The 21,272-nt window shown below is 55.8% G+C and carries 24 protein-coding genes; 16 read left to right on the top strand and 8 right to left on the bottom strand.

Annotated features, from left to right (window positions below; genetic code table 11):
• Positions 1-33: 33 nt before the first annotated feature.
• The 5 genes from hemH to SYNCC9902_RS08285 all read left to right on the top strand — a co-directional run bounded on the left by hemH (position 34) and on the right by SYNCC9902_RS08285 (position 5,493).
• Positions 34-1,209 carry a ferrochelatase gene (gene hemH, locus SYNCC9902_RS08305; RefSeq protein WP_011360412.1) on the top strand — a complete coding sequence of 392 codons (1,176 nt, stop codon included), beginning with the start codon at positions 34-36 and terminating at the stop codon, positions 1,207-1,209.
• A gap of 91 nt (positions 1,210-1,300) precedes the next feature.
• Positions 1,301-3,157, top strand: a complete 1,857-nt coding sequence (ilvB, locus tag SYNCC9902_RS08300; protein WP_011360411.1) for a biosynthetic-type acetolactate synthase large subunit — start codon at positions 1,301-1,303, stop codon at positions 3,155-3,157.
• A complete protein-coding gene (locus tag SYNCC9902_RS08295) occupies positions 3,139-3,507 on the top strand; it encodes a hypothetical protein (RefSeq protein ID WP_011360410.1) in 369 nt (122 codons plus the stop codon). The genes ilvB and SYNCC9902_RS08295 overlap by 19 nt, the downstream gene beginning before the upstream one ends.
• Positions 3,508-3,729, top strand: coding sequence for a GIVxVP protein (locus SYNCC9902_RS08290; RefSeq protein WP_041425146.1), 222 nt, complete (start codon positions 3,508-3,510; stop codon positions 3,727-3,729).
• A 108-nt stretch (positions 3,730-3,837) separates the two neighbouring features.
• Complete coding sequence (locus SYNCC9902_RS08285; protein WP_011360409.1) at positions 3,838-5,493, top strand: NAD(P)/FAD-dependent oxidoreductase; 1,656 nt, start codon at positions 3,838-3,840, stop codon at positions 5,491-5,493.
• Here the strand turns inward: SYNCC9902_RS08285 and pgeF are convergent.
• Genes pgeF through SYNCC9902_RS08270 form a run of 3 tightly spaced genes read right to left on the bottom strand, consistent with a single transcriptional unit; the run spans position 5,472 to position 8,412 of the window.
• Positions 5,472-6,299, bottom strand: a complete 828-nt coding sequence (gene pgeF, locus SYNCC9902_RS08280) for a peptidoglycan editing factor PgeF (RefSeq protein ID WP_011360408.1) — start codon at positions 6,297-6,299, stop codon at positions 5,472-5,474. The genes SYNCC9902_RS08285 and pgeF overlap by 22 nt on opposite strands.
• The gene (locus SYNCC9902_RS08275; protein ID WP_011360407.1) at positions 6,296-7,177 is read right to left on the bottom strand and encodes a Tab2/Atab2 family RNA-binding protein; all 882 of its coding nucleotides are present in this window, start codon (positions 7,175-7,177) and stop codon (positions 6,296-6,298) included. The genes pgeF and SYNCC9902_RS08275 overlap by 4 nt, the downstream gene beginning before the upstream one ends.
• Positions 7,174-8,412, bottom strand: a complete 1,239-nt coding sequence (locus SYNCC9902_RS08270; protein ID WP_011360406.1) for a S1 RNA-binding domain-containing protein — start codon at positions 8,410-8,412, stop codon at positions 7,174-7,176. The genes SYNCC9902_RS08275 and SYNCC9902_RS08270 overlap by 4 nt, the downstream gene beginning before the upstream one ends.
• 48 nt (positions 8,413-8,460) lie before the next feature.
• Between SYNCC9902_RS08270 and SYNCC9902_RS08265 the strand changes: the two genes are divergently transcribed.
• The 6 genes from SYNCC9902_RS08265 (at position 8,461) to folE (ending at position 13,766) form a co-directional block, all read left to right on the top strand.
• Positions 8,461-9,315, top strand: a complete 855-nt coding sequence (locus tag SYNCC9902_RS08265; protein WP_011360405.1) for a creatininase family protein — start codon at positions 8,461-8,463, stop codon at positions 9,313-9,315.
• Positions 9,316-9,391: 76 nt separating this feature from the next.
• Entirely contained in the window at positions 9,392-10,111 is a 720-nt protein-coding gene (locus SYNCC9902_RS08260) for an aldehyde oxygenase (deformylating) (RefSeq protein ID WP_011360404.1), read from the top strand.
• A gap of 111 nt (positions 10,112-10,222) precedes the next feature.
• Positions 10,223-11,263 carry a long-chain acyl-[acyl-carrier-protein] reductase gene (locus tag SYNCC9902_RS08255; RefSeq protein ID WP_011360403.1) on the top strand — a complete coding sequence of 347 codons (1,041 nt, stop codon included), beginning with the start codon at positions 10,223-10,225 and terminating at the stop codon, positions 11,261-11,263.
• 16 nt (positions 11,264-11,279) lie between these two features.
• Positions 11,280-12,269 (top strand): acetyl-CoA carboxylase carboxyltransferase subunit alpha, encoded by a 990-nt coding sequence (locus SYNCC9902_RS08250; protein WP_011360402.1) that lies wholly within the window; start codon positions 11,280-11,282, stop codon positions 12,267-12,269.
• Positions 12,270-12,293: 24 nt separating this feature from the next.
• A complete protein-coding gene (locus SYNCC9902_RS08245) occupies positions 12,294-13,001 on the top strand; it encodes an SDR family oxidoreductase (protein ID WP_011360401.1) in 708 nt (235 codons plus the stop codon).
• A 9-nt stretch (positions 13,002-13,010) separates the two neighbouring features.
• Positions 13,011-13,766 (top strand): GTP cyclohydrolase I, encoded by a 756-nt coding sequence (gene folE / locus SYNCC9902_RS08240; protein ID WP_011360400.1) that lies wholly within the window; start codon positions 13,011-13,013, stop codon positions 13,764-13,766.
• A gap of 19 nt (positions 13,767-13,785) precedes the next feature.
• Here folE and SYNCC9902_RS08235 read toward each other — a convergent pair whose 3' ends face one another.
• Positions 13,786-14,457, bottom strand: a complete 672-nt coding sequence (locus SYNCC9902_RS08235; RefSeq protein WP_011360399.1) for a phosphoribosylanthranilate isomerase — start codon at positions 14,455-14,457, stop codon at positions 13,786-13,788.
• Between the two features lie 43 nt (positions 14,458-14,500).
• Between SYNCC9902_RS08235 and SYNCC9902_RS08230 the strand changes: the two genes are divergently transcribed.
• Positions 14,501-15,796 carry a site-2 protease family protein gene (locus SYNCC9902_RS08230; protein ID WP_011360398.1) on the top strand — a complete coding sequence of 432 codons (1,296 nt, stop codon included), beginning with the start codon at positions 14,501-14,503 and terminating at the stop codon, positions 15,794-15,796.
• On the opposite strand, the gene SYNCC9902_RS08225 is transcribed toward SYNCC9902_RS08230, so the two are convergent.
• Positions 15,739-16,497, bottom strand: a complete 759-nt coding sequence (locus tag SYNCC9902_RS08225; protein WP_232179206.1) for a lipoate--protein ligase family protein — start codon at positions 16,495-16,497, stop codon at positions 15,739-15,741. The two genes, SYNCC9902_RS08230 and SYNCC9902_RS08225, sit on opposite strands and share 58 nt — an antisense overlap.
• 14 nt (positions 16,498-16,511) lie before the next feature.
• Here SYNCC9902_RS08225 and SYNCC9902_RS08220 point away from each other — a divergent pair, with 14 nt between their 5' ends.
• A complete protein-coding gene (locus SYNCC9902_RS08220) occupies positions 16,512-17,279 on the top strand; it encodes a sulfite exporter TauE/SafE family protein (RefSeq protein ID WP_011360396.1) in 768 nt (255 codons plus the stop codon).
• A 7-nt stretch (positions 17,280-17,286) separates the two neighbouring features.
• Here SYNCC9902_RS08220 and SYNCC9902_RS08215 read toward each other — a convergent pair whose 3' ends face one another.
• A complete protein-coding gene (locus SYNCC9902_RS08215) occupies positions 17,287-17,757 on the bottom strand; it encodes a CRR6 family NdhI maturation factor (RefSeq protein WP_011360395.1) in 471 nt (156 codons plus the stop codon).
• 83 nt (positions 17,758-17,840) lie between these two features.
• Here SYNCC9902_RS08215 and psaM point away from each other — a divergent pair, with 83 nt between their 5' ends.
• The 3 genes from psaM (at position 17,841) to SYNCC9902_RS08200 (ending at position 19,403) form a co-directional block, all read left to right on the top strand.
• On the top strand, positions 17,841-17,945 hold the full coding sequence (psaM, locus tag SYNCC9902_RS08210; RefSeq protein WP_009789291.1) for a photosystem I reaction center subunit XII: 105 nt from the start codon (positions 17,841-17,843) through the stop codon (positions 17,943-17,945).
• Between the two features lie 76 nt (positions 17,946-18,021).
• Positions 18,022-18,378, top strand: coding sequence for a hypothetical protein (locus SYNCC9902_RS08205; protein ID WP_011360393.1), 357 nt, complete (start codon positions 18,022-18,024; stop codon positions 18,376-18,378).
• Between the two features lie 68 nt (positions 18,379-18,446).
• Positions 18,447-19,403, top strand: a complete 957-nt coding sequence (locus tag SYNCC9902_RS08200) for a protochlorophyllide reductase (RefSeq protein ID WP_011360392.1) — start codon at positions 18,447-18,449, stop codon at positions 19,401-19,403.
• Between the two features lie 16 nt (positions 19,404-19,419).
• Here SYNCC9902_RS08200 and SYNCC9902_RS08195 read toward each other — a convergent pair whose 3' ends face one another.
• Both SYNCC9902_RS08195 and bchL read right to left on the bottom strand, forming a co-directional pair.
• Positions 19,420-20,238, bottom strand: a complete 819-nt coding sequence (locus SYNCC9902_RS08195; protein ID WP_198001733.1) for a sulfotransferase — start codon at positions 20,236-20,238, stop codon at positions 19,420-19,422.
• Positions 20,239-20,309: 71 nt separating this feature from the next.
• Positions 20,310-21,200 carry a ferredoxin:protochlorophyllide reductase (ATP-dependent) iron-sulfur ATP-binding protein gene (gene bchL / locus SYNCC9902_RS08190; protein WP_041425143.1) on the bottom strand — a complete coding sequence of 297 codons (891 nt, stop codon included), beginning with the start codon at positions 21,198-21,200 and terminating at the stop codon, positions 20,310-20,312.
• Positions 21,201-21,272 lie beyond the last annotated feature (72 nt).

The raw sequence follows: 21,272 nt of genomic DNA, 5'->3' as shown, positions 1-21,272 counted from the left end.
CTACCCTCAACCCTCGACAGTGCTTTTGTCCGTATGTCCCGCGTCGGCGTCATCCTGCTGAACCTGGGCGGACCAGAAAGAATCCAGGACGTCGGCCCGTTCCTGTACAACCTTTTTGCCGATCCCGAAATCATTCGATTGCCCAGTCCAGCGCTGCAAAAGCCCCTGGCCTGGCTGATCAGCACCCTGAGAAGTGGCAAATCACAGGAGGCCTACCGCTCGATCGGAGGCGGTTCACCTCTGCGACGGATCACAGAGCAACAGGCCCGTGAGCTGCAGAGTTTGTTGCGGCAACGGGGGATTGATGCCACCAGCTATGTGGCGATGCGCTATTGGCATCCCTTCACAGAATCGGCTGTGGCCGACATCAAGGCCGACGGTATGGATCAAGTGGTGGTGTTACCGCTGTATCCCCATTTTTCGATCAGTACGAGTGGATCCAGTTTCCGGGAGTTGCAGCGATTAAGGCAGGGAGACAACGCGTTTGAACAGCTCCCAATTCGATGCATCCGCAGCTGGTACGACCACCCCGGATATCTGCGATCCATGGCTGAGTTGATCGCCACTGAGATTCACAACAGTGATGTTCCAGAAGCTGCGCACGTGTTTTTCAGTGCCCATGGTGTTCCCAAAAGTTATGTCGAAGAGGCCGGCGATCCCTATCAACAGGAGATCGAGAAATGCACCGCTCTAATCATGGAGAAACTGGCTGAACTTGTGGGGCATAGCAATCCCCATACCCTCGCCTATCAGAGCCGTGTGGGTCCGGTGGAGTGGCTTCAGCCCTACACCGAAGAAGCCTTAGAAGAGTTGGGCCATGCGAAAACACAGGATCTCGTTGTTGTACCGATCAGTTTCGTAAGCGAGCACATCGAAACACTGGAAGAGATTGATATCGAATATCGAGAGTTGGCAACGGAAGCAGGGGTTGTGAATTTTCGTCGGGTTCGCGCCCTCGACACCTACAAACCTTTCATCGAGGGTCTGGCCGATCTGGTCACCACAAGTCTGGAAGGCCCCGAGGTGAGCCTTGATGCCGCAGCCGAGTTGCCAACCAAAGTGAAGCTGTATCCTCAAGAAAAGTGGGAATGGGGCTGGAATAACAGCTCGGAAGTCTGGAATGGCCGTATCGCCATGGTGGGTTTTTCGGCGTTTCTGCTCGAACTCCTGAGTGGTCATGGTCCCTTGCATGCCCTAGGCCTGCTTTAGCTCGAAGGGTCGTCGTCGAACGACGCGCCCTTCAGGGGATGCCAACCTCCAGCTGGCGCCTAATCTTGAAGTCTGTAATTCCGTTGCCGCTGTGACAGTCACCTCCGCTTCAACGGCAATTGGCGGACCGCAGGCGGCTGAGGGGACGGGTCAGATTTCAGGCGCGACCGCCTTGATGGATGCCCTGCGTCGCCATGGGGTCGACACCATATTTGGCTATCCGGGGGGAGCGATCCTCCCGATTTACGACGCTCTGCATATTGCTGAGAGTGAGGGTTGGGTGAAGCACTTTTTGGTGCGACACGAGCAGGCAGGCACCCATGCGGCTGATGCATATGCCAGAGCCACCGGCAAGGTGGGTGTTTGTTTTGGCACGTCAGGGCCAGGCGCCACCAACCTCGTCACCGGGATCGCCACGGCCCAGATGGATTCAGTTCCCATGGTGGTGATCACGGGGCAAGTGCCGCGTCCAGCCATTGGCACCGATGCGTTCCAAGAAACCGATATTTTTGGCATCACCCTCCCAATCGTGAAGCATTCCTGGGTGGTGCGCGATCCTGCGGATCTCGGTTCCATCGTTGCCCAGGCGTTCTTGATTGCGGCCAGTGGAAGGCCTGGTCCGGTTTTGATCGATATCCCAAAGGATGTTGGCCAAGAGCTGTTTGAGTACGTCCCTGTGGAGCCAGGCTCCGTTGTACCCAGCGGTTTTCGGCAGCCTGAACCTCCGATCGATTCGGCGCTCAATGCCGCGCTCGATCTGATCGAAACCTCCCATCGCCCGTTGCTGTACGTGGGTGGTGGCGCGATCTCCGCAGGCGTGCACGACAACCTCCGTTTGATTGCTGAGCGATATCAGATTCCCGTCACCACAACCCTGATGGGCAAGGGTGCCTTTGATGAAAATGAATCTCTGGCCGTGGGCATGCTTGGCATGCATGGCACTGCTTACGCCAATTTCGCCGTCACGGAATGCGATCTGTTGATTGCTGTGGGAGCGCGATTTGACGATCGCGTCACCGGCAAGCTCGACACATTTGCCCCAAGGGCCAAGGTGATCCACTTTGAAATTGATCCCGCAGAAGTCGGCAAAAACCGCAGTCCGGAAGTGGCGGTGCTGGGTGATCTGAGCTTGAGCATGGCCCGGCTCGTGCAGTTGAGCTTGGGACGCGAGGCCGACCCCCATACCGCTGCTTGGTTGAAGCGGATTCAATCCTGGAAGCAGCATTACCCCCTCACGGTTCCCCCAGAGGAAGGAGCGATCTACCCGCAGGAGGTGCTGATGGCCGTGCGCGATCTCGCCCCGAACGCGATTGTCACCACCGATGTGGGCCAGCATCAGATGTGGGCTGCCCAATACCTACGCAATGGACCGCGGGGCTGGATCAGCAGCGCTGGTCTTGGAACGATGGGATATGGCATGCCTGCTGCCATGGGAGCGCAGGTGGCTTGCCCAAGCCGTCAGGTGGTTTGTATCGCGGGAGACGCCAGCATCCTGATGAACATTCAGGAGTTGGGAACGATTGCGGCTTACAACCTGCCGGTGAAAGTGGTGATTGTGAACAATCACTGGCAAGGCATGGTGCGTCAGTGGCAGGAAAGCTTTTACGACGAGCGTTATTCCTCGTCGGACATGCTCAATGGCATGCCTGATTTCATTGCATTGGCCCGGTCTTTTGGCGTCAACGGCGTCAAAATCACAGAGCGTGCCTCCATGCATCAAGACTTAAAAGCTGCGCTCAGTTCCCCTGAGCCAATGCTCATTGATGTGCATGTGCGTCGTGGTGAGAATTGTTATCCGATGGTTCCGCCCGGCAAGAGCAACGCTCAGATGGTGGGCTTGCCATCCCATCCAGAACTGGCGATGGGCACAACGCGGAATTGTTCATCCTGCGGTACCGTCACGGCCCATGAACACCGGTTCTGTCCCCAGTGCGGCGCATCCCTTTGATCCGGTTTTGTTGTCTCTGTTTTCTACTGTTGTGTTGTGCTGTTGCACCAGCCTCTGCAGCTGAAGTGCTTCAGGTGAGAAGTGGATCGCTGCTGCAGGTTGGTGATCGCAATCGCACCTACACCGTTGAGTTGGCCTGTGTTTCCGTCGGTGAGGAGCAGGAAGCGGACGCTATCGCTTGGTTGCGTCAACAGCTGCCCCGCCGCCGTCGGGTGAACCTTCGCCCCGTTGGCAGCAGTAATGGTCAATTGGTGGCTCGGGTGACGCCGTTGGGAGAGGACAGTGACCTCAATGCTGGTTTGATTGCCGCTGGGTTGGCCACCAATCGCTGTTCCGCGGAGCTTGGTTGAATGGCGGATAACAGGATTGCTCGAGGCATTGTTTTGGTGCCTTGCCTTCTTCTCGGCGCTGCGTTTTTAGCTACAGCTGTGTGGGGACAAGGTGCTGCAGCGGAAAATCGAAATCTCGCCGTTGGTATCGGGTTGGGTTTGCTTGTGGCTGGGATGTTGTCGCAGGTGCGAACGGATGACGCCTCAACAAACGAATCGGATGAGCTAGATGACGCCCCTTGAGTGGGAACTGTTGGGTGCGGTTTGATCTGTTGTGGAGTCAGTGACGGCTTAGCTCGAGGTCGACAGAATTAATCAATGCATCCATGACGTTTGGGGCAAGAGATTTCCATGCTGCGCCTGAGTGAGTTAAAGCTTCCGCTCGATCACGCTGAGGACGCCCTTCAAAAAGCTGTGCTTAAACGGCTGCGCATTCCTCCTGACGATGTTTTTGAACAACGGCTCGTGAAACGCAGCATCGATGCGCGTCGCCGCGATCAAATTCAGCTGATTTACTCCGTTGATGTGCGGGTGCGTGGCGAGGCGGCTTTATTGCGGCGTCTCGGGAAGACCTCACGCGTCCGACAGGCGCCAGACACCACCTACAAACCAGTGGCTCAGTTGCCTCGGGCTGGTCTTGATCAGGGAGAGCACAGACCCGTGGTGGTGGGTGCTGGCCCCTGTGGCTATTTCGCTGCGTTGCTGTTGGCCCAAATGGGGTTTCGACCGCTGTTATTGGAGCGTGGCGAGCCTGTGAAACAGCGCACGCTGCAAACCTTTGCCTTCTGGCGTGGAGAAACAGGCATTGATCCAGAGTCCAATGCCCAATTTGGAGAGGGTGGTGCCGGAACGTTCTCGGATGGAAAGCTCTACAGCCAGGTGAGTGATCCTGAGCATTACGGACGCAAGGTGCTCGAGGAATTGGTGGCTTCTGGGGCTAATGAAGACATCCTCACCCTGCAACGCCCCCACATCGGCACCTTCAAGCTGGCCACGGTGGTGCGGGGGCTGCGTGCTCGTATTGAGGCCCTGGGCGGGGAGGTTCGGTTTAGCAGCCGAGTGGAGCGGCTGCGCTTGGACCCCAGTGAGGGCGAGAAGAGCCATCAACTCGTTGGTCTCGACTTGGCCAATGGCGATGCCATCCCTTGCCGCCATCTCGTTTTGGCACCGGGGCATTCGGCTCGGGATTGCTTTGCCATGCTCGAACAAATCGGCGTTCAAATTGAAGCCAAGACCTTTTCTGTAGGGGTGCGGATTGAACATCCCCAGCCCCTTATCGATGCTGCCCGTTGGGGGCCTTCCGCTGGCCATCCCCGTCTGGGGCCTGCTGAATACAAGCTGGTCCATCACGCCACCAATGGTCGGTGCGTTTACAGCTTTTGTATGTGCCCGGGCGGGTTTGTGGTCGGTGCAACGTCGGAGGTGGGTCGGGTGGTGACCAATGGGATGAGCCAGCACTCCCGCAATGAGCGCAATGCCAACAGCGGGTTAGTGGTGCAGCTGCAACCTGAGGATCTCGCCCCCTATGAACGGCATCCCGGAGATCCTTTGGCAGGGGTTGCCCTGCAACGGGATTTGGAACATCGCGCCTATCTCCTCGGTGGCAGCACCTATGCCGCCCCCGCCCAACGGTTGGAAGATTTCCTCGCCAATCAACCATCGGAAAGCCTTGGATCGATTGCAGCGTCGTATCAGCCTGGTGTTCAGCCGTCTGATTTGAATGCGCTTCTCCCGCCACCGATGATTGCGGCGTTACGGGAGGCTCTCCCTGCATTTGCCCGTCGCGTGCGCGGTTACGACCACCCCGATGCGGTTCTGACTGGCGTGGAAACGCGAACATCGTCTCCGGTGCGAATCCCCCGGGATTTGGCGCTGGAGTCGGTGAATGTGCGGGGTTTGTTCCCCGCTGGCGAGGGCGCTGGCTATGCCGGTGGCATTCTTTCAGCTGGAATCGATGGGATCCGCGCTGCGGAAGCGTTAGCGCTTCAGATGGTGGCTGGTGCTTGAGCCACAACGCCGCTCCATTGCACGGCTTTCACGTGATCGCGTCGCCAGGAATGAAACAAGTTTGGTTCACTCAGCGTGCACAGAGGGCAGTCACTGATCTGGTTTGAATCGAGTCCGTGCTGTTGGAGTTGGAGTGCCGCTGCGCCACGGATGTCGAGGCGGTGCCGTCCGGGTTCATCGTCGGGGAGCAGCACCTTTGTTGTTTGGAGAAGCCCAGAGGAATCCATGCCGCTTGATGGGTGTGCCTCCAAACTGTTGCTGATCGCATCCACCACGTCGTCTCCGACTTGGTAATGCTGTCCGCTGATGGCGGGACCGAACGCCACCAATAGGTCAGACCGATGAGCTCCCAAAGCTTCCAGCTGCCGGATCGCTTCTGGAAGAATCCTGGAGGCCACGCCACGCCAACCGGCATGGCATGCAGCCGCATGCCCTGTGCCGGGATCAGCCATCAGTACTGGGGTGCAGTCGGCGCCGCACACCCAGAGGCTTTGCCCGCCTTGGTTGCTGACCAAACCATCGGCCTCAGGCCATGGAGATCCGGTCGCCTCGTTGGCCGATAGAACCCGTCCACTGTGAATTTGTTGGGGGCGGTGAACTGAAACACCGGCACTGATGTAGCCGGCTAGGGCATCCGGTTCACGGCCTTGCCACAAACGGGTGAAAAAACCGTGTTCAAAGCCCACTCGTTGGAGAAGGTCTGATTGCAGGTAGTAGCCGCCATAGCAACCAACCCAGGTCCAGTCCTGGAGCGTATTGAACTGGCTATCAGGGCGATCGAACGGATTGATGCTGGTTCCGTTCATGCCATGGGAATGTCGCGCATCATCCAAAAGCCTGCGAAGGCCTGTTCGTCTGGGCTGGCTTGAATTGCGATGAATTGAAGGCCACGAACAGAGGTTTGGCAGGTTTCGAGGGCCGAGGTAATACTTTTTGCGGCCTCTCCATCGAGATCACTCACCAACCAACGGTCGTCCTGACCGGCTTCAAGGATCAGTTGGCGACCCTCAACGAGCAGGCGGACTGGTTCTAAGCCCCCCAGCCATCCCGCCATAGCGAGGGAGCGGGTTCGGCTGAATAAGCGCAGTCCCGGAACTTGGGCTTCATCCTCAAGATTGGTCGGCACAGGAAGCAACCCGCTGAAGCTCATTGGCCAGTCGCCGGCATCGCGCAGAAGTCCGGCGGGAAGGGTGGCCCAAGACCAGGCATCCCCTTGCACTTCCTCTGGAAGGGGGATTGGTGGGGTCACCACCGGTGCGGGAGGAGGGGCAAGCGGGCCAGCCATAAATCCCTCTTCTTTTGGGTACACCTCTCGTTCCCGATGCTCTAGCCAATCGAGCAGTGCAAACGTGCGACGACTGGAAATCACTTCGATGTCTTGTTCGGTTGCGGCCCGTTGCACCATCGTTCGCATCGAACTGCGCCAGCAGCGCAGGCGAACGGGAGCGCCATAACCCTCCTGAAGTGCGCTCTCTCGGGCCTCAGCTAGCGCCGTGTTTAACCAAATTGAGTTCACCTCACTTGAGGGGCAGACCTTGGCAAAACGAAATGGGGTGTCTCCATCCTCAGAGGATGGTGTCGTGGTGATCAAAAGCTCCCATCGCTTGCGTCCATCCGCATCAAGAATGGGCCTGGAGTAAAAATCCAATTCCCAGTCAGAGCCTTTGCTTACGGCCGATTTCATCCGGCTGATTGTTCGTTTTGCTTCAGGGTGTTTTGAGCCCTTGATGCACGGTCGCTGGCTTCTGCCATCACTTTGTCTTTGTCGATGAGGAGCTCACCGGGGGGGCCTTCCAGCAGCGCTGTATTGAGGCCAATCCGCCCTCGACCTGGATCTAAATCGGTGATCAGAGCCGAAACGCGATCGCCTTGGTCGAAGACCTCACGAATGGAGCGCAGACTTCCATTCGTGATCGATGATTGATGTAGCAATCCACTGATGCCGCCGAGGTCGATAAACAGGCCGTAGGGCTTCACGGAGGCGACAAGACCTTCAACCAACTGGCCCACCTCAAGCTCTTGGAAACGAGCAGCCGTGGCAGCACGTTTTTCGGACAGCACAAGCTTCCGGGTGCCTGAATTCACCTCAAGAAAGGCCACGCCAAGGGTTTTGCCAACTAGCTCCTGATGGTTTTCGCCATCTTGGAGTTGGGAGCGGGGAATGAAGCCGCGTAAACCTTCCAAATCGCAAGTGACGCCACCCCGGTTGAAGCCGCTCACGATCACTTGCACCACCTTTCCTTCTTTCTCAAGAACTTTCACCTTGTCCCAGCTCTTGCGCAACTCCAGTGCACGACAGCTGATCGTGACCATGCCATCGGCGTTTTGTTCCCGAGTAACGAGAACTTCCACTTCGAGGCCCTTGGGGAAGCGCTCCTGGTAGTTGGTGATCACACCAAGGCCGGCTTCGCTTTTTGGCATGAAACCGGGGGCTTTGCCCCCAATATCCACATACACACCGTCGCTTTCGAGGGCAATCACGGTGCCCTTAATTACCTCGCCCGTCGTACCGACAGGGGCGTTTTCATCCAAAGCGGCGAGAAAAGCTTCTTCGTCGAAATCGAAGTCGTCCACGCTGCGGGGTTCGCTGCGCTGCTCTCGTTTGGGTTTGTCGTCGGGTGAGCCCATCAGATCTGCCATGGACATGCCCTCCATGGCACCCATGTCAAACCTCTCCTCATCGCTCTGGCTGGAGGCTTCGGCTTGACGGGACCGTGGCGGTGCGGCGAGTCCGGCACGCTCCTCCAGCATTCTTGCTTTTTCGGCGGCGGCTTCAGCGGCTGCGCGGGCTTCAGCTGCCTCCCGTTGCAGCTTCTCTTGCTCGTCTTTGCGGTTGATCTTCATCACCTGCAGAGGCTTGTTCGCAGCCTGTTGCGGCGCCTTGGGGCGGTTGGGCTGAGGACTGCCGGCTGCGGCCATGAACCAACGGGATCATCGATAGACCAGTCTGACAGGGAAGGTTTGTGAATGCCTCTCTGCAAGGGAACCGGGATGGATGGACTAAAACGACGCTTCGATCAACTGGCATGGCCGGAGGCCGAAAAAGCGGCAAAACAGGCTGGCGCCACTGTTGTTTGGCCCTTTGGAGCTTGCGAACAGCATGGCCCCCAGCTGCCCTTGGCTACCGATGCATTGTTTGCTGATCGGATTTTGAACTCCGTGTTGGAGCACCTTGATGGTGAATGGCCGATCTGGCGACTGCCGCTGCAGTCGATTGGTTTTTCACCGGAACACCAGCCGTTCCCAGGCACTTTGAGCCTCTCGGCTGAATTGATGCTGCAGCTTGTGGATCAGGTCGGCGGTCAGTTGGCGGCGATGGGGGTGGAACGGTTGGTGTTGTTGAACGCCCATGGTGGCCAGATCGGCTTGCTTCAGGTGGCTGCACGACAGCTGCGCTTGCGCTGTCCATCGATGGGCGTCCTCCCTTGTTTTATCTGGAGCGGTGTGGATGGTTTGTCATCGCTCTTGCCCCCGGAAGAACTGGCCCATGGACTCCACGCCGGTCAGGCGGAGACAAGCTTGATGCTGCATATGGCCCCTGAGTTGGTGGGTCCGTCGCGTCCCGTGGATGGGGCCCACGGACCTCGCTCCGCCCTTGCCCCGCCCGACGGTTGGAGCCTGGAGGGGGCTGCGCCATGTGCATGGTTGACGAGCGATTTGAGCCAATCAGGGGTGATTGGCGATGCTCGTTTGGCGTCCGCTGAGCTGGGGTTGGAGTTAGAGCAAGCTTTGATTTTGCATTGGACGCAGCGCTTCAAAAGCCTGCTCAGCAGTGATTGGCCGCCGACTGAAAGCGTTGTGGATTGGCCTCGAAAATCCTGAAGTTTCGACCCAAGTGTCCAGAAATCCTGGGGGTCTGGTTATTGTCTGTCGGATTCAATGTGTCGAATTACTTCTTATGCCTACCCTCAACGCACCAGAAGTTTCCGTGCTGGAGGGCCAGGACGCGCTGCCGGACTTCACGACAGCTGAGTACAAGGACGCCTACAGCCGCATTAACGCCATCGTGATCGAGGGTGAGCAAGAGGCCCACGACAACTACATTTCCTTAGGCACATTGATTCCAGAGCAGGCGGATGAGTTAAGCCGTCTTGCCCGGATGGAAATGAAGCACATGAAGGGTTTCACCGCCTGTGCTCGCAACCTTGGTGTTGAGGCGGATATGCCTTTCGCTAAAGATTTTTTCGGACCTCTCCACGGCAATTTTCAAGTTGCTCTGAAGGAAGGCAAGGTTGTGACCTGTCTTCTGATCCAGGCGCTTTTGATTGAGGCGTTTGCGATTTCGGCTTATCACATCTACATCCCAGTGGCCGATCCCTTTGCTCGCAAAATCACTGAAGGGGTCGTGAAGGATGAGTACACCCACCTCAACTACGGCCAGGAATGGCTGAAAGCCAACTTTGAGGCCAGCAAAGACGAAATGTTTGCAGCCAATAAGGCCAATCTTCCGTTAATTCGCTCGATGCTCGAAGGTGTGGCTGCAGACGCCGCGGTGCTTCATATGGAGAAAGAAGACTTGATCGAAGACTTCTTAATCGCCTATCAGGAAGCTCTGAATGAGATCGGTTTTAGTTCCAGAGATATCGCCAAAATGGCTGCAGCAGCGTTGGCTATTTGATTGCCCGCGTCTTTTGGCACCGGTGATCAGTCACGTTCGTTGTGATTGATACCGGTTGCCGTGGGACCATGGGATCTCAGAACCGTCCCTTCGGGAACTCAGAGACAGGACATGTTTGGTCTGATCGGACATTCAACGAGTTTTGAGGCGGCTCGCCGCAAGGCGTTGGAGCTCGGGTTCGATCACATCGCCGATGGCGATCTGGATGTTTGGTGTAGTGCTCCCCCTCAGCTTGTGGAGCATGTGGAGGTCACGAGCCCCGCAGGAATCACCATCGAAGGTGCGTACATTGATTCCTGCTTTGTTCCCGAAATGCTGAGTCGTTTTAAAACGGCTCGCCGCAAGGTTCTCAACGCCATGGAGTTGGCCCAGAAGAAGGGGATCAACATCACGGCATTAGGGGGCTTTACCTCCATTATTTTCGAGAATTTCAACCTGCTGCAGCACCAAACGGTTCGCAGCACCACCCTCGATTGGCAGCGTTTCACCACCGGTAATACCCATACCGCCTGGGTGATTTGCCGTCAGGTTGAGAACAACGCTCCGAGTCTGGGGATCGATCTCAAGACGGCGAAGGTTGCTGTTGTTGGGGCAACAGGAGATATCGGCAGTGCTGTTTGTCGTTGGTTAACGGCGCGCACCAATGTGGGCGAACTCCTCCTGGTGGCCCGTCAGCCTCAACCGCTGGCCGATCTTCAAGCGGAACTGGGTGGCGGTCGCATACTCGCCCTAAGTGATGCGCTGTCTGAGGCTGATGTGGTGGTTTGGGTGGCGAGTATGCCGCGCACCCTGGAAATCGATAACAACAGCCTGAAGAAGCCCTGCTTGATGATTGATGGCGGTTATCCCAAAAACCTCGATTCAAAAGTGGCTGGGGGTGGGATCCACGTTCTCAAGGGTGGGATCGTGGAGTTCTGTAGGGATATCGGTTGGTCGATGATGGAAATCGCTGAAATGGAAAAACCTCAGCGGCAAATGTTTGCTTGTTTTGCGGAGGCAATGTTGCTCGAGTTCGAGCGTTGCCACACCAATTTCAGTTGGGGCCGCAACAACATCACCCTGGAAAAGATGGACTTCATTGGCGCGGCTTCCGTCCGCCACGGCTTCTCAACCCTCAACCTCAAGACGAACCTCCAGGCCGCCGTCGCCTGAACTCCTCCCCAATCCCATGCCCCGTCGTCCCTTACTCGAGTTCGAGAAGCCTCTGGTGGAACTGGAGCAGCAGATTGAACAAATCCGCCAGCTTGCTCGCGATTCCGAAGTCGACGTTACCCAGCAGCTGCAACAGCTCGAATCCCTCGCATCGAGACGAAGACAAGAGATTTTTCAGGGATTAACCCCAGCCCAGAAGATTCAAGTTGCTCGTCACCCCCACCGGCCGAGCACGCTCGATTTCATTCAGATGTTTTGCGACGACTTCGTTGAACTCCATGGAGACCGTCGGGGTAACGATGATCAGGCCCTGATTGGTGGCGTGGGTCGATTAGGGGATCGTGCTGTCCTTCTGCTTGGGCATCAAAAAGGGCGCGATACCAAAGAAAATGTGGCCCGTAATTTCGGCATGGCCACCCCCGGTGGATACCGCAAGGCCATGCGCCTGATGGAGCATGCGGATCGATTTCGGTTGCCGATTCTTACCTTTATCGACACCCCAGGAGCTTATGCAGGCCTCCAGGCCGAAGAGCAGGGGCAGGGGGAAGCCATCGCGGTGAACCTGCGGGACATGTTTGGTTTGCGCGTTCCTGTGATCGCCACGGTGATTGGTGAGGGTGGGTCTGGTGGTGCCTTAGGAATCGGCGTTGCCGATCGTTTGCTGATGTTTGAGCACAGCGTCTACACCGTTGCCAGTCCAGAAGCCTGTGCATCCATCCTTTGGAGAGATGCGGCGAAGGCCCCTGATGCTGCCGCTGCCCTGAAGATTACGGGCCGAGATTTGCTGGAACTGGGTGTGGTGGATGAAGTGCTTGCCGAGCCATCCGGAGGAAATAACTGGGCTCCGTTGGAGGCTGGTCAAACCCTTCGCGCGGCCCTCGAACGCCACCTCGGCGAACTGCTCACGCTTTCGGAACAAGAGCTTCGAGACGCGCGTTACACGAAATTCCGCGCAATGGGGCGTTTTGCTGAGGAAATGTCACAGGAATTTGATGATATCGCTTAGGATATGTTCGTTCGCTAACAGCGTTTGCCTACGGCATTAATCACTGGGGCCAGTCGAGGCATTGGGCGCCGCACTGCGGAGCTCTTGTCTGAGCGAGGCTGGAACCTGTTGTTAACGGCACGCAGCGGCGATGACCTTGAAGATCTCGCAACTCGTTTGCGAACTTCGAGTCAGGTTGTTGCAACTGCAGCAGTTGACCTAACCAGCCCCTCCGACATCCAGCCTGCATTTGCAAGGTTGATGTCGGAGGGCGAACCGCCGTCTGTATTGATCAACAATGCAGGTGCTGCCTACACCGGTGATCTCTTGGCAATGCCCTTAGAGCGTTGGCAATGGTTGCTTCAGTTGAATCTCACCAGCGTGATGCAGGTTTGTTCAGCTGTGGTTCCTTCCATGCGTTCGCGGGGAGGCTTGGTAATCAATGTGAGCAGCCATGCTGCACGCAATGCATTCCCTCAATGGGGTGCTTACTGCATTACCAAGGCAGCTCTGGCCAGTTTCACGCGCTGTTTAGCTGAAGAAGAGCGGGATCAAGGCATTCGTGCCTGCACGCTCACCCTCGGTGCGGTGAATACCCCTCTCTGGGATGCAGAAACCGTACAAAGCGATTTCGATCGTCGTGCCATGCTCACCGTCGATCAAGCGGCTGATGCTTTGGTGAACTTGGCAGAGCAACCCTCGAGCCAAGTGATCGAAGACCTAACACTTATGCCGGCTGCCGGCGCCTTTTAAACGATCGTTATGACCACAACCGTCCCCTTCGTTTCCCGCGGCGCTGCTCTCAGCAACGGCAATGGCAACGCAACACTCCATCCCGATCTTGCTTCGAAGATCCGCGAACGTCTTCAGAACGCTGGCGTTCCATTCCTCGCGAATGACAACATCTCCGATCATTTAGAGCCGGGTGAATTATCTCTTCTTGAGATTGAGGTGGCCGACAAGGTGCGCGATTTGCTGCGCACTCTTGTGATTGATATCGATAACGATCACAACACCAGCGAGACCGCTGAGCGTGTGGCTCGGATGTATCTCCATGAAGTTTTTAAAGGTCGTTATCACCCTCAGCCGAAGGTTGCCAGCTTCCCAAATGTGAAGCAGCTGGATGAGATTTATACCGTGGGACCAATCACGGTTCGATCCGCTTGCTCCCACCACCTTGTTCCAATCATGGGCAATTGCTGGATTGGGATTAAGCCTGGAGTTCGTGTTATTGGATTGTCCAAATTCACCCGTGTCGCTGATTGGGTGTTCTCACGTCCTCATATCCAAGAGGAAGCGGTGATGATTTTGGCCGATGAGATTGAAAAGCTTTGCGAACCGCAGGGACTAGGAATCATCGTCAAAGCACAGCACTACTGCATGAAGTGGCGCGGTGTGAAAGAGCCCCAAACAAGCATGGTGAATTCCGTGGTGCGAGGTGATTTCAGGCATGACCCCAGCCTCAAGCAGGAGTTCTTTGAATTGGTCCGACAGCAGGAAGCCTTGCTGAGTTCTTAAGTAAGAACCTGGTTCATCTTCAAAGCCCTTGTGAATGCCTAACAGCGTCCACAAGGGCTTTCACTTTGCTGAGATCTTTCCAGCCAGGTTTGGTTTCAAGCCGGCTCGATGCATCAAGCCCATCCGGTGAAACGTCCTTCATAAGTTCTGGAATCCATTCGGCACTGATGCCACCAGCCAACCACCAGGCAACGTCGTGAGTTTGGTTTGAAATCCAGTCCAACGGAATGCGATGGCCCGTACCACCGAGTTGGTTGGGGTTCCAAGCATCAAGAAGTAGGGCATCAACCGAGCCGACGTAATGCTTTGCAGTCGTTACATCCTTGGCTTCCCGCAGCCTCAAGGCTTTCCACCAGGCAATGTTTGGTCGCCATTTTCGAAGCGCTGCACACCGTGCGGGTGTTTCGTTGCCATGGAGCTGAACAACCGTGGGACGGCCTTCGCCGGCTAGCCCATCCTCTAAATCCGAAGGGCTGGGATCGGCCACAACCCACACCCGCTTGATCGTTGGAGTGTGTAGGGCAAGGGCAGAAAATATCTCTCGCCGTCGAGCGGATTCGACGAATCGTGCCGTGTTGGCAACGCCAATCACGCCAATGGCTTGAACATCCATGGCGGCAATCGCCAACGCCTGTTCAATGTCCGTGAGCCCACAGATCTTGATCGCTGGCGGGGTGAGAGTGTCGCTCACAGAGGCTGCTGTTTTCTCTCCCTAGGATCATGGACGACAGTCGTTGCTGCGACACACGTCGGAATTAGTGGTGGGAGAAGGTTGGCAGCTGTTCAAGATCGTGGGAATTCCCCTGAGGATTCAGCCCACCTGGTTGTTTGCGGTTGCGATCTTCACAACCCTGTTTCAGCCTCGATATGCCGCCACCATTGAGCCTGTTGCCCTGAGTTGGGGGTTGGCGTTGTTCACGACGCTGCTCCTGTTCACCTCGGTGTTGCTCCACGAACTTGGTCATGCCCTGATGGCGATTCGGGAGGGTGTGAAGGTTTTGAGCATCACCCTGTTTCACCTGGGTGGCATTGCCCGAGTGGAGAAGGAATGTCCTACGGCGATGGGCAACCTCCGAATTGCCGCTGCGGGCCCTTTGGTGAGTCTCACCCTTGCGTTGGGAATGTTGCTTGGCGCTGCAGCCCTTGCAAAACAGCAACCCCAGCTCACGGTGTTGCTCACGCAGGTGGGGTTGCTCAATCTGATGCTCGGCTTGTTCAACCTCTTGCCAGGTCTTCCCCTCGATGGAGGCTTGATCCTTAAAGCTCTGGTTTGGCAGGTTTCGGGAAGCAAAAAACGCGGGGTTGAGGTGGCTTCCGCCTCAGGCCGGGTGCTCTCCACCCTGATGATCGTGATGGGTGGTGTTTTGCTTTGGCAAGGCGGCGGAATCAACGGCCTACTGCTCATCCTGATTGGTTGGTTTGGCCTGGGAGCCAACCGCAGTGAATCCCAGATGTTGTTCCTGCAGAAGATTCTTCAGGATTTGAAGGTTGAGCAGGCTGCGGGGCGTGCATTCCGCGTGCTGGAAGCCGATCAGCCCCTTCGTCGGATGAGCCAAATGCGCTTGCAAACCAGTGAAACCTCTGGGGCGGCGGACTGGGTCTTGGTGTGTCGTCAGGGCCGCTGGGTCGGTTGGATTGATGATCGTCCCCTGCGTGATTTGCCCGTTCAGCAATGGGATCAACAGCAGGTCGAAGACCATATGAAGCCATTGAACGAGCTCCCATCCATCGCTTCCACCGCCCCTCTCTGGCAGGCGGTGGAAGCCCTTGAGGCATCGACTGAGGGGAGATTGCTTGTGCTGAGTGCAGCGGGCCTGCCGAACGGAACGGTGGACCGCAGTGATGTGGGAGATGCCGTGCTCAAACGGCTTGGCGTCACCTTGCCCCCTTCAGTGCTGTCCGCGGCGCGTCAACAAAACACCTACCCCATGGGCCTGGTGATGCTTCCCCAGGTGGTGTCATCGATGAAGGCTCAAAAGACGGTTGAGGATGAGGAGCTTTCCAGTGAGGCCAGTGCCTCACGTTCTTGATTCGTTAATTCGTGAGTTGACCAGTCCAACTGGTGCCAATGGGTTTGCAGGGCGTTGCTGAGATGTTGATCCAAGCCATCTCTCGGGATTGATTTAGGAGCCGGTGGAGGGGCGGATTCAGCAAAGATGGCTCGCCACAGCTTCTGTGGAGGGTCCAGCATGATTTCTCCGTGTTGCAGCAGGCAGCCGTGCTGCCAGCGCTGAGCACTGCCGATGCGTTTGATGCCGTTCTGGTCCACCAGGTCTGCTGCCGTGGATCGTGCAAAGCAGTTGGGATCGTCAACACTGGCGGACTCGTCACCAAATTGCAGGGTGAGGCCCAAGTGGCCGAAACCATCAATGAGCCATTGGCAGGCCTCTCGGTAGGCCTGTTTACGCCGACGGGGTGCGTCCGGCCAAATCAGCGCATAGGTCAAGCCCCCGGCATGCAAGACCGCTCGGCCACCGCTCGGCCGACGGACCATGGCGATCGTCTTGTTTCGGACAAGCTCATTCCAGTGGTGTGGCCATTGCTGTTGATGCCGTCCCAGGGAGAGCCATGGACCCTCCCATTGATAGAAGCGCAGCACTGGTCCACTTGTTTGGCATTGCTCCAGCAGCAAGCGATCCAATGCCATCTGGGTGTAACCATCCGCCCGCAGGGTGGGGATCAACCGTCCTGTAGGGACCATGCTGGACCCTGCCGTCGCATTGTTAGGCATTGGAGTCGGTTGCCATGCTGCCCTGGTGGGATCTGCCGATTTTGATCGGGCTTGGTCTGTTGGCCGGTGGTCTGGCGGGATTGTTGGGAATTGGCGGCGGTCTGATCTTTGCTCCGTTGTTGCTTTGGCTTGATTTACCGGCTCATCAGGCGTTGGCGACGAGCAGTTTTGCCATCGTGCCGACGGCGCTGGCAGGCACCATCATTCACCTGCGCGGTGGCCGTATTCCCCTCCGCCCAGCGTTAGGAATTGGCCTGGCGGCCTTTGCTTCAGCGTTGTTGTTCGGTGGGTTGGCCGACCGAGCCGAGGGTTGGATGTTGCTGGCGATGCAAACGGTGCTCTATGTGGTGTTGGCTTTTTGCGTGCGTGAGCGACCATCAACGGATGAGTTGAGCGATGAGGTGTCCACCCCTGTGTCTTGGTTGGCCGGGGTGGGCTGTATCGCTGGCTGGACCGCCGGGATGCTTGGTCTTGGCGGCGGATTGGTGATGGTGCCCCTGATGAGTGGACCCTTGTCTGTTCCCATCCATCAGGCGGTACGACTCAGCACCGTGGCGGTGCTGTGTTCGGCCAGTGCTGCTTCGCTGCAATTCGTCCATGAGGGCCGCGGCATCCCCTTGATGGGACTGCTGCTGGGTGGAGTTGCTGCCTTGGCTGCCCAGTGGACCGCGAGTCGGCTTGATCGATTTGATCCGGTGGTTTTGGTGCGCTGTTTGCGCGGTTTGGCGATTGTTCTGGCGATCGATAGCTGCCGACGGGCCGCCCAACTCTGGTTGAGCTGAGTGCTATTCAGTTCAAGAGAGACCAAAAGCTGTCGTTCAGTTCGTAACCGAGGGCTGCAGACATTTGTGAAAGGTTGCCGCGCATCGTTCGGTCGAGCTGTTCCTGACAGAGGTCATCCAGCTGCATCAAACGATGGGTGATCCAAAGCTCAAGCGCTTGGGGATCGAAGCGGAGTCCTTCAGTGCGGTTAAAGCTGTGGGGGACCACCATCGCAACGTGGCGAATCAGGCTGCCGCGGTCACGCTCCAGCATGAGCGGTAGCCAGGGATAGCGGGCATCCGCCCGTAAAGACCACAACCGAGGCTCTGGGCATTCCGCGAGTTCCCGTGGGTCTTCTGGGTCCCGTGGCCAGTGAAAGTTGAGCTCGAGGATTGGCCCCTGTTTCAGCAAATCCTTAAGGGGCTGATCGGACCAGATCCGCAGCGGGCTGAGATCGAGACGGCGAATTGATTCGGCATCAATCAGAACCGGATCCATGAGCAGGTGTGACAGGCCTTTGCGAATGATGGCCTCTAGAGCCCTCAAGGGAGAAGAATGAATGCGTTTGATGCATGTCAGCCATGGACTCCGCAATTTCCTCCCCTGAGATCTTCATTGCTCTCGTGGTGGCCGCCCACGCAGCCATTTTGGCTTTGCGCCTTTCGGTGAGCCTCTATCGCGCCTGATCCCAGTCATTCATTGATGGGATGACCTTGGCATCGGTATCGGGGTGCGTTACAAGCGGGTAACGCGCTTTGTCCTTTGTCTTCGTATAGGGCTCGAGCACAGCCACAATCTCGGCCTGACGCAGCATCCCTGGCAGCCGCAATTCAGCTGCAGACCGATCGTCGTGAGATGCAATGCAGCGTCATGGCCTTGGCGGTCAAAGTGGGTTTGGTGATTTTGGGTGGTGTCAGCTTGATCCGCCTTTCCGGTGCTTATCAAGAGCGTCTCGACCGTCACGGGGAGTTGGCAGCTGTTGTGGCAGTGGAGTCGGTGAAATTAGAAGCTCTTCAAAAGCGCTTTGATCGTGTGTTCAGCATTGGTGGCGAGCAACGCCTGATGGGTGAACAGGATCAGTGGATTGCTCCCAATCGAATTCGGATCATCTGGCGCTGAGTTTCGTAACCACGGGCGCCGGTGATTCTGTCGTGGCGTTCAAACTGTTTTTCTCTTGAGGTTTCGCCATGACCAGCACTCCTGGCACTGTTCTGATTACTGGGACCACCTCTGGTGTCGGATTGAACGCCGCCAAGGCCTTGGCCTCCCGTGGATGGCAGGTGATCACAGCAAACCGAAGTCCGCAGCGGGCTGCTGCTGCTGCTGATGCTTTGGGGATTCCGAAAGAGCGTCTCCAGCACGTTCTGATGGATCTCGGTGATCTAGAAAGTGTGCGTCGGGCTGTGCAAAGTCTTCCGGTCTCCCTTGATGCCGTTGTTTGTAATGCTGCGGTCTATAAGCCGAAGTTGAAGCAGCCCGAGCGATCGCCGCAGGGATATGAACTGTCCATGGCTACGAATCACCTTGGCCACTTTTTACTGATTCACTTATTGCTCAATCGTTTGAAGGGTTCGAATCATCCATCTCGTCGTGTTGTGATTCTCGGCACTGTTACGGCAAATTCCAAAGAGTTGGGTGGAAAGATTCCAATTCCTGCACCAGCTGACTTAGGCGATCTCTCGGGATTTCAAAAGGGCTTTTTGGACCCCATCGCGATGGCAAGTGGCAAAGCCTTCAAGCCTGGTAAGGCTTACAAAGACAGCAAGCTTTGCAACATGATTACCACCCAGGAGCTTCATCAACGACTTCATCGAGAAACGGGACTTACATTTAGCTCGCTTTATCCGGGCTGTGTTGCGGATTCACCTTTGTTCCGTAATACCCCGAAGGCATTTCAGACAATTTTCCCGTGGTTTCAAAAAAATATCACTGGCGGTTATGTCACTCAAGCTTTGGCGGGAGACCGTGTTGCGCAAGTGGTGGCTGATCCGGATTTTGCCGAGTCTGGGGTGCATTGGAGTTGGGGAAATCGACAGAAGAAAGACGGTCAGCAATTTAGTCAGGAGTTATCAGAGAAGGCCACCGACCCAGAAACCGCATCAAGAGTTTGGACTCTGTCCAAACAGCTTGTAGGCCTTGAATGATGTAGTCGATAATCTCTTAAGTGAGACGCCAACGTTGCGGGATGTCGATCCCTCTGCGATTTAATCCTTCGAGTTCTCGATGTGTTATTGACTCGCAAAGTTGACGGAATTGTTTTGGTGGTGAGTTATTAGATGTTGTATTTATCTTCCTCTTTAATTCTCCAGCGTTTGAATGGTTGAATTCGGAGATTTTGAGGAATTGTTCAATTGATCTAAGAAATTCTACTGGCTTGTCTTGGATGTCGTCAAAGATAAGTGGTTTAACATTTTCAATGCCAAGCCCAGCTCGAGCATTGTCGAGATTAAGACAATATTGGCTATGAACTTGAGCTGAACGTGTACCTATAAATTTTGATGCTTGCTGAATTAGCTCTGCTTCAGAGGCTTTGCTGTCGGTTTTTTGGCTGAATTTGAATTGACTCCACAGGCGCTCGCAGGGTTCTCTCAGGATATAAATCGCCTTGATTTGATTGCTAATATCTTCCGTGATTTTTTGCCACCCTTGCTCACTGATTAATGCAGATAAGTTGCTAAAATCTGCATTCCAATGTTGACCAGTTGGTTTGTTATTGAATAGGCCTTTGTACCATTCAACTGTCTTCTCGCCAGGGATATAAACATGTTCGTACCACTCTTGAATGCTCTTCTGGCGTTCGGCTCGTAGATGCTGGATGCCTTTGAGCCTTGCACTCAACCGTTGATTTAAATGTTGAGTCGTTAGGGGATTTTGATTTGTATAGAAATCGGCCAGAAAATGGATTTCTTTTTCTGGCGTAAAGTTGATCTCGGGATGTCTAGATAAAAATGAATAAACCCAAGTCGTGCCAGCCTTCATGGCCCCAATGCTTAGAAAAAGTCTTTGCATTGGGGTCTTGGCTATGAATCAATGCCTAGCCGGTATTTTACTTAGTCGAAGCCAAGCAGGTCAAAGATTTCGCGATCTTTGAGGGATACGGCCTCAAGGGGCTCGACGTTGTCGAGCATATTTTGTGCGAGACGAAGATATTCGTTTTTGACAGCTTTCACTGCATCGTCATCGTCGTCCATCTCGAAAATGGTGCACTTTTTCAGGCGTGAGCGACGAATGGCATCCACGTCTTTGAAGTGGGCCATCGTGCGTAAGCCGGTGCGCTCGTTGAACTTGTCGATCTGATCAGTATCTGCAGATCGGTTCGCAATGACTCCACCGAGCCGAACCTTGTAGTTCTTGGCTTTGGCCTGGATCGCTTGGACGATCCGATTCATCGCGAAGATGGAGTCGAAATCATTCGCTGTCACGATCAGGCAGTAGTTGGCGTGCTGCAGCGGTGCCGCAAAGCCTCCGCAAACCACATCTCCCAGGACGTCGAAAATGACGACATCGGTGTCTTCGAGCAGGTGGTGCTCTTTTAAGAGTTTCACCGTTTGGCCGGTGACGTAACCACCGCAGCCTGTGCCGGCTGGTGGACCACCGCTTTCAACACACTTCACGCCGTTGTAGCCAGTGAAGACGAAGTCGTCGGGACGAAGCTCTTCGCTGTGGAAATCGACTTCTTCGAGGATGTCGATCACCGTTGGCACCATCGAATGGGTGAGGGTGAAGGTGCTGTCGTGCTTCGGGTCGCAGCCGATCTGCAGAACGCGCTTGCCCAGCTTGGAAAATGCTGCTGACAAGTTCGATGATGTAGTGGATTTGCCAATCCCACCTTTGCCATAAACGGCAATAACCAGCGCTCCCTCTTCAATCTTCATCGACGGGTCCTGCTGGACCTGAACACTTCCCTCTCCGTCCGTCGGACGCGACAGTGTGGTTGTCATGGAGGTCATCTATTTATATGTATTCAAGGTCAGCATTGACCCGTCTGCATTGAACAGAGTTGATTTGACATA

Source organism: Synechococcus sp. CC9902, assembly GCF_000012505.1.
Taxonomy (GTDB): Bacteria; Cyanobacteriota; Cyanobacteriia; order PCC-6307; family Cyanobiaceae; genus Parasynechococcus.
Note: the sequence above shows the minus strand (reverse complement) of the source record. Positions and strands in the feature narration are given on the sequence as shown.